This is a genomic window from Bacillus sp. SRB_8 (assembly GCF_003264205.1).
Lineage (GTDB): Bacteria > Bacillota > Bacilli > Bacillales > Bacillaceae_G > Bacillus_A > Bacillus_A mycoides.
Genome location: NZ_NADT01000003.1, coordinates 391,593 through 398,738, shown reverse-complemented (window position 1 = coordinate 398,738; position 7,146 = coordinate 391,593). Strand labels below are relative to the sequence as shown.

Genomic DNA, 7,146 nt, shown 5'->3' with positions numbered 1-7,146 from the left:
TGACATTTCATAGTTGGTCTTTCATCAAATTAGCTAGACATATAATAAGGTAACCTAATTATATGTCTAAATAAAAAAGTTGACTCACACAATCAACTTCTTTATCTGCCTTCTCCTAATTTCTTCTGCATAGTTACTTGCATTTTATTTAATAGCTTCTCTAAAGTTTGACGCTCTTCTTGACTAAAGTCATCAACTAACGACGCGCAAGATAACCAAAAAGTCGGTAAAGAATGCGCAACTAGTTCTTTTCCTTTCGGAGTAATTTTCACCTTTAATCTTCTTCGATCTTCAGAATGATTGAATCTTACGATTAACTCTCGTTTCTCCATCCAATCTAATACGCCAGTGACAGAAGCACGTGTAATCCCTAATCGGCTCGCAATATCCGAAGGGCTCATGTTCACTTCTCCCCCATTCGATTCCATTTCACGCAAAATAAACAACAGTAAAAAATCTAATTTACTTTCTGAAATACCAAGCGGAGCTAAATCTACGTCAACTGCATCTAGAACATTATCAGACGTCCATAACATTAACAAACCAAGTTTTGCTGCGATTGGATCCGTATCCGCTGATGCTGTCTTTTTTATTAACTCTGCATAAGGCTCAATCCCTAAAGGAAGAGCACCTTTTTTTGAATCCATTCATTTTCACTCTCCTTCCTTTTATTTAATTAGCTTACCTAACTACTTTTCATTATACTCATTTTCTTCCTTCTATTGCAAGAATATTGTTAGACAAAAAAATCCTGTTTTTAAAACAGGATTTTTCACACTGACTAACTAATATTTCTAAATAATCCCAAACTCTTTTAAAGCAAAAGAAATGCCACCTTCACTTGATTTCTTTGTAACGAAATCTGCTCTTGTTTTTAACTCTTCTCCGCCATTCCCCATCGCAATTCCTAGTCCTACATACTGTAACATCTCAACATCATTTCCACCGTCACCAAAAGCAATTGCTTCTGATTTACAAATTTCCAGATGTTCCAATACCTTTTGAATTGCAGTTAGCTTCGATACTTTACTATCTTCCAACACATTCATAACGTAACCATGAAAACGTTCAAACGTAAGTGCTGGATATCTTTCAAAGAATTTTTGAGCTTCTGTTTCATCAGCATACAGACATACACAATAAATCTCTTCTGATAAGTTTCTAACTTTGTCAGGATACCGCTCTAAATTTAACGTTTCATTTAATGCTAGTATTACACGTTCGTCTTTTGAGGCAATACCATTCATTACAAATTCCTCTGTAAAATAAGAAACACTGTGACCATGTAATTCAGCGAAATTTGAAATATCATGAACAATTCCACTTGAAAGTACCGATTTATGTATAACTTCATCAGCACATTTTATATGTGCACCATTTGCAGAAATAAACGTATTTATGCCCAGCTCTTTAAATTGTGAGCATAAACTATATGGTCTCCCTGTTGTAACAACTACGTGAATTTCTTTATCTATTAACCTTTGTATCGCTTCTTTTGTGCTTTCATGCATACTTCTATCAATCTCACTTAAAAGAGTACCATCCACATCAAAAAATACAACTTTGTACATATCCTCTTACATTCCCTCTAAATGATTTGTATCATTTATAAAATGAATAGTTTTCTGTTTATCCGTAAGTTCAATCAAACTAATTCCCGTATCTCCCATTTTAAAATAATAGTCCATGCTAATTGGCATTTGGAAAAACGCTCGTAAAAGACTATTTATTACACCACCGTGTGCAACAATTGCAATTCGGTCATATGTATTCTCTGTCACGATTTTAGAAAAAATTCCTTCTATTCTCATTCTAAATTCAATAAATGATTCCCCGTTTTCAAAACGATCATGAAGAAATTTTGGCTCTGGATATTTTTTCGCTTCTTCAAATGATAACCCTGCTTGTACCCCATTATTAAACTCCATTAATTCTTCTTCTAGTTGAATTGGGCACCCAATTCCTTCTGCTAATGTTTCACCAGTTTCGCGAGCACGTTTTAATGTGCTTGCCCAAATGAAATCTGGCGGGAAATCTGCTTTCACTTTCTGTACAAGTCTTTGTACTTGCTGTCTTCCCTTTTCTGTTAATTCAAAGTCAGCTCGACCTTCATGTACATTTAAAATATCTGCTTCTGATTCACCGTGGCGTATTAGTAGTATTTGCATGTTTCTTCCGCTCCCTTGTTTAATATTCACAAAACTCCATTATATCACATTCTTAACTTTATATAACAAAAAAGGAACGGTTTCCCGCCCCTCATCCATTCACTTTCTCTGCATCATTCCAATAATACTTACTAAACGCTTCCGTCAACACATCAATTGTGTTATATAATTCATCTAATGTATTATCAACACCACCAACTTCAATTAACATCGCATTTTTAGATAAATCTTGATTATAAACGCCATTTCCATCTTTTTTATACTTTGGAAAGATTCCTCTGCTTAATCCGTAATAGTTTTCATCTAAATAACTATTGATTGCTCTTGCAATTTTTTCATTTTCAGCACGCCCTTCATTTTCCATCCCAATTATAAAATATAATCTTGCATACGATTTCCCGTTAATTACTTTTGTTGTTACCTTCTTCCGCTGATCATCACGGTGTATATCAATCGGAAACGCAATTTTATTATTTTGTGCTAATGTTTCTTTTACATATTCATGAGACGCTTTATATGATTGCGGCCATTTCCATTTTTTACTCGCTAATAAATCCCCCATATTCGTTTTATCATGAACTACCGGAATTCCTTGTCCTTCAAGTTGTTCTTTCATACGTTTCCCTAGTAAGGACACATTTACATCTGGACTTGATGGATCGGTAGCCCCTGGTAATAACGGAAAGAAAGATTCCCAGCTATGTGTATGATAAATATATACTGCACTTTCACCTTTTTTCGCTCCGTTCTTTTTCTGAACCGGATTATTCTTTTCAGCTTCTGTAACTTTATCTTTTGCTACTTCTCGCTCTTTCGTTACTTCTTCAATCGGTACACTAGATTCATTTGGGATATTCGTAAAGTTTGTCCCTTCCCCAGCTACGATAATGTTAGAGTAATACTTTGACATACCAGGCACTTCTTTACCGACAAACGTTCTTAAATCTTTAATTTTCAAATCCGTCGCAATCGAGAACATTAAATTTCCAAATGACTCCCTTTTATTCTGCTTAAAATAATCAAATCCGTAATAGCGATTCTCACTTTCTATCATTTGAACAAAACCTTGCATCGATACTTTTCCAAACCATTGATTCACGTAATTCGATTTCATTGTATGTAAAAGCGACGTCAAAATCGACGCAATAATAATTATGACTAGTGCATATAGAAAGAGTAACGAGATTAGTTTCTTCCCATGTATACGGGTTGCATACTTTTTCAATGTATCACCTTCTTTATACATGGATATGTACAAGCTTTTCGTAATATACGCAAAAAAAAAAGAGAAATGGCATCCCATTTCTCTTTCTCACTCTTATTATTCTTTTTCTGTATCTGACGAAGGTAATTTCTTCGCTTGTTTTTCTTTGAAGATTTCCCCAATTGCACCAAGAGTACCAAGTGTTTCAATTGCATTAGACGGAATAAAGACTTTATTCGCTGGTCCTTTTGCAACCTCAATTAATGATTCAAACGATTTATAAGCAAGTACGCGTTCATCTAAATCTGCTGCGCGAAGTAATTCAATTCGGTTTTGTTCTGCTTTTGCGATTTCCTCAATCGCTCTTGCTTCCCCTTGCGCTTCTAATTCTTTTGCTTCTTTTAAACCTTCAGCTTCTCGAATACGCGCTTCTTTATCCCCTTCAGCCATTAAAATTTTACTTTGTTTTTCCCCTTCAGCCCGAAGGACTTTATCTTGTTTCGCTGCTTCAGCTTCTAAAATGATCGCACGTTTATTACGTTCTGCTTTCATTTGTTTTTCCATTGATACTTGCACATCTTTTGGTGGATTAATATCGACTATTTCGACACGCTCAATACGAACGCCCCATTTTTCTGTCGCTTCATCAAGCGCTAAACGAATTTCTGTTGAAATTTTTTCACGACCTGATAATGTTTCATCAAGCTCCATTTTACCAATAATTTGACGCATTGTTGCAGATGTAATATTACGAACACCATATTCATAGTTTGAAATACCATATGTCGCAAGCTCTGGTTCAACAATTTGATAGAAAATAATTGTATCAATTTCTACTTGTACATTATCTTTCGTTATTACCTTTTGTGGTGGTACATTCGTTTGTTGAATACGTAAATCGTGATATACACGAACGCGGTCTACAATTGGGATTAGAATATTTAATCCTGGGTGCATAATCCGTTGAAATTTACCAAACCTTTCAACGACCCCAACTTTTTGCTGAGAAATAATTTTAATTGTCAATGCAATAAATACAACGACAATCAATGCGAAAATAATCGTTAACGTTAATGCTACTGCCATATTTATTCACTCTCCTTTTTCACTTGTAAAATAGTACTATGCCTCTGTATAACAACGACTTTTTCTCCAGCATCAATAGGAGTATCCGAAATAGCTGTCCAAGTATCTCCATCCACTTTCACAATACCGTTCACTTCGCTTGTAATCGTTTGCATAACAATTCCCTTTTTACCAACAAGTTTATCTACTGTATCAGTAAAACCTTTTGCTTCTCGAAAGTTTTTAGAAATTCTTTTCGTAAAGAAAGTCAATGTTAAACTTACAATTGCCCCAACAACAACTTGTAAAAATAGTGCATCAGGAGCAAACAAAGCAATAAGACCTCCGACAACAGCTCCAATTCCAAGCCAAAGCATGTAAAACGTAATCGACAACATTTCTGCAATAAATAAAATACCCGCTATTATAAACCAAATCACCCATCCAGCCATATGCAACCCTCACTTTCTTTCTCATTTTCTATATGTATATGAAGAAAAGAATGGTTTATCCGCCCTTTCTCATAGAGGGGGCGTTTGCTACAAGCTATTATATGTATTCGCTGTTACAACAAGCATTAATATAATGCTATATTAATATATTCTTCATTATACACGAAAACCCCTTTCAAAAAATGACAAAAAATTTAATTCTTTCAAAAATATATTTTTCTGATTATAATTTGAAAAATATTATTGATTTGAAGATGGGCTTCTTATTGCCGAAACGTTCACTAGCTTACTACTTAGGCTCCAAAATGTGTATTATCCTCGCTGACATTGTATACAACTAAATCAGCTACAATTACCGATATTTTCGGTGTTCGTACTATTTATATTATCGCTTCTTTTCTTATTTTATGTTCTACTTGTTTGTCTTTTCGTTTATTAAAGCATCAGAGATTGCAAAAGAAAGAGATTTCTATTTAACATATTGTATCTAAGTGATTTATTTCTTATATAAGACTTCCAACTAAATAGTCCAATGAATTTATATCAACGATTTTTCAATTATATCTATTACAACTTACAATATATCAACGATTCGATATGAGATATCGATTCATCAAAAGAAATCGACAATACTTTTAGCTATTAATAAGAGAAGGCTGGCCTCCATAAATCCATTTCAGGCAACCTTCTCTCGTTTCTATTTACGATAAGTTTGGCATTTTTCTATGTTTTGTCGCTTGTTCAAAAGCATATGCTAGTTTAATTAATGCCCCTTCACTAAAAGCAGCACTTGCAAGAGTAATTCCAAAAGGCCTCCCATTATCCATATATCCCGCAGGCATTGCTATAGATGGATAACCTGCTTTCGCACATATAGTAGATCCTATATAAGAAGGGAACAGTATCGCATCCAGATTATATTTTTCCAACGCAAAATCAATACCTTGTTTTTGCGAAAAATATATATCTTCTAATCTTGCGTTTAAATATTCTGGATTTCTTAACGTATTAGGAAAATCTTTTCTTCTTTCTAACTTAGTTTGTCCATATTTCAAAGCTCTTTCTGCTATGTTTTTATTAAACTCCATTAACTCCGAAATAGAATGTACTGGAATAGTAGAAGGTAATTTAGAAAGATAGTTATCCAAGCTGTGCTTCAGCTCATAAAGTGGAACTCCCCAACTCCATTCCCTATGAAAAGACGGAATATCAATATCTTCTACTACTGTCGCTCCCTCACTACGTAATACTTGGATCGTTTCCTCAAACAATTTTTCATCGTACTCACCATTTTCGTAATAATCTTTTGGCGCATTGCTATAAACACCAATCTTCGCTCCCTTTAAACCATTAGCATCAAGATAAGATGTATAATCTTGATATGCCATGCCTTCACTTTTATGAGTAGCTACATCTTTTTCATCCACCCCAGTTAGACTCCCTAGTAAAATAGCAGCATCTGTTACCGTTCTAGCAAACGGACCGGCTGTATCTTGAGAATATGTGAACGGAATAATTCCACTACGGCTAATTAAACCAACTGTCGGCTTAATACCTACAACCGAGTTTTGAACAGCTGGACTTAAAATAGAAGCATCTGTCTCTGTTCCAACGGATAATACAGTAAAGTTAGCAGCAACTGCAACGGCAGATCCTGTACTCGATCCACCAACAAACATATCATCCTTTCCTGTACCGTAAGGATTAATCGTTTGACCGCCTCTAGCGCTATATCCAGCCCACATTTCAAAAGACATTCCGTTTGCTAACTCTGTCATATTTGCTTTCCCTAGTATAATCGCACCTGCTTCTCGGAGCTTTTTAACAAGAAATGCATCTTCACTACTTATATTTTGTTCCAGGGCAATCGTACCTGCACTTGTATGCATTGAGTCATTCGTTTCAATATTATCCTTAAGTAAAACAGGTATACCATGTAATAGGCCTCTTACACCTTTTGTCTTTCTTTCATGATCTAGCGCTTCTGCAATAAAGATAGCATCCGGATTGATTTCTAAAATAGAATTGATTTTCGGACCATCTTGGTCATACTTTGCGATTCTATGAAGATAATACATGACTAGTTCTTTTGAAGTTAACTTCCCAGCTTCCATTTCCTTTTGAATATCATGAATTGTTAATTCTTTTTGCAATAATGTATTAAACTGAATTTCCATTTTCATTCTCCTTTTATAAACCCTTATATATATGACGTGTATCTATTACTTTTTCATTTTCTCCGCTCCTCGCATAAACA

7 protein-coding genes and 1 pseudogene are annotated in these 7,146 nt (G+C 34.7%); 1 reads left to right on the top strand and 7 read right to left on the bottom strand.

What is annotated here, in order from left to right; genetic code table 11:
- Nucleotides 1-101: 101 nt before the first annotated feature.
- The 6 genes from B5P40_RS02190 to B5P40_RS02165 form a co-directional block, all read right to left on the bottom strand.
- Nucleotides 102-647: a MarR family winged helix-turn-helix transcriptional regulator gene (locus tag B5P40_RS02190; RefSeq protein WP_113708776.1), complete on the bottom strand. Its 546-nt coding sequence runs from the start codon at nucleotides 645-647 to the stop codon at nucleotides 102-104.
- A 147-nt stretch (nucleotides 648-794) separates the two neighbouring features.
- Entirely contained in the window at nucleotides 795-1,571 is a 777-nt protein-coding gene (locus B5P40_RS02185) for a Cof-type HAD-IIB family hydrolase (RefSeq protein WP_113708775.1), read from the bottom strand.
- 6 nt (nucleotides 1,572-1,577) lie between these two features.
- Nucleotides 1,578-2,168, bottom strand: coding sequence for a histidine phosphatase family protein (locus tag B5P40_RS02180; RefSeq protein WP_016120081.1), 591 nt, complete (start codon nucleotides 2,166-2,168; stop codon nucleotides 1,578-1,580).
- Between the two features lie 91 nt (nucleotides 2,169-2,259).
- Nucleotides 2,260-3,471: a stage II sporulation protein P gene (gene spoIIP / locus B5P40_RS02175; RefSeq protein ID WP_002086026.1), complete on the bottom strand. Its 1,212-nt coding sequence runs from the start codon at nucleotides 3,469-3,471 to the stop codon at nucleotides 2,260-2,262.
- 18 nt (nucleotides 3,472-3,489) lie between these two features.
- Nucleotides 3,490-4,458 (bottom strand): SPFH domain-containing protein, encoded by a 969-nt coding sequence (locus tag B5P40_RS02170; protein ID WP_002031527.1) that lies wholly within the window; start codon nucleotides 4,456-4,458, stop codon nucleotides 3,490-3,492.
- Between the two features lie 2 nt (nucleotides 4,459-4,460).
- Nucleotides 4,461-4,889 carry an NfeD family protein gene (locus tag B5P40_RS02165; protein WP_002012470.1) on the bottom strand — a complete coding sequence of 143 codons (429 nt, stop codon included), beginning with the start codon at nucleotides 4,887-4,889 and terminating at the stop codon, nucleotides 4,461-4,463.
- Between the two features lie 351 nt (nucleotides 4,890-5,240).
- Here B5P40_RS02165 and B5P40_RS33285 point away from each other — a divergent pair.
- Nucleotides 5,241-5,366, top strand: a pseudogene (locus B5P40_RS33285) (MFS transporter); the annotation flags it as partial.
- 224 nt (nucleotides 5,367-5,590) lie between these two features.
- On the opposite strand, the gene B5P40_RS02155 reads toward B5P40_RS33285, so the two are convergent.
- Complete coding sequence (locus tag B5P40_RS02155) at nucleotides 5,591-7,066, bottom strand: amidase family protein (protein ID WP_002141413.1); 1,476 nt, start codon at nucleotides 7,064-7,066, stop codon at nucleotides 5,591-5,593.
- Nucleotides 7,067-7,146 lie beyond the last annotated feature (80 nt).